Source organism: Oleiphilus sp. HI0086 (assembly GCF_001635225.1).
Genome location: NZ_LWFZ01000266.1, coordinates 1 through 804, shown reverse-complemented (window position 1 = coordinate 804; position 804 = coordinate 1). Strand labels below are relative to the sequence as shown.

The window sequence follows — 804 nt, the reverse complement described above, 5'->3', positions numbered from 1 at the left end:
AGGGCATCAAGATACCTATAGCCTCTTCAGAGTTAGAAGGTAGAGAATTCTTATTCCCTACAAACCCTGAAGATGGTTACATCGACGGTTCGGTATATTTCTTTGCTGCTCATAGTCCCGTGGATGTTACAAAAATCACCTTTGGTAAAGCCGAATCAGGGAAGCTTTTGGCAACGATCGAATCTGAATGGATTTTAGAATTTGAACGTACTGGCTATAAGAATTTTAGTCATACTTTTGAGGTGGCAGTTGAGTTATAACAAGTACATGTTGCCTCAGCCACTGCGTGGCTTGGACGGTTTTTCCGCTCGTGCCTCGCTACAAAACCGCCGCAAATGTAAGCGTTATATTTCAGGGAGAATTCAGTGCACGATTTTGTAGGCCGATGGAAAATTAAGTCAATGACAACTTGGCCTCAAGACTACGTTGACCTCGATGAACCCGGTTATTTTGAGTTTACTGAAGATGGATTAGGCCAGTTCGTTTTTGGTGCTGTAAAAGGGTGGCTCGATGTTAGGGTATCTCACCGAACACCTTATCTTGAGTTTAGCTGGCAAGGCACTTGCGAGGGTGATGACCTTTGTGGTCGGGGTAAAATTGAATTTCCTACTCCTTTACAAGGTGACGGTGAAATTTATATTCATTGTGGTGACGAGTCAGGGTTCATCATTGAAAGAAAAATATAACCAGGCCAGCCAACATCGCCCACAAAGGGCCGTGGGCTGGACTCGCTTCGCTCGCCGTTGCTGGCGGCGTTATGTGTATTAATGAATGGAATTCTTGCAATGAGCAAAGTAAAAATAT

General features: G+C 44.0%; 1 protein-coding gene and 1 pseudogene. Both read left to right on the top strand.

Features of this window, described 5'->3' with window-relative positions:
* Positions 1 to 260 (top strand): annotated as a pseudogene (locus A3756_RS27160) (hypothetical protein); the annotation flags it as partial.
* A 105-nt stretch (positions 261 to 365) separates the two neighbouring features.
* A complete protein-coding gene (locus A3756_RS03450; RefSeq protein WP_068552933.1) occupies positions 366 to 686 on the top strand; it encodes a hypothetical protein in 321 nt (106 codons plus the stop codon).
* Positions 687 to 804: the final 118 nt, after the last annotated feature.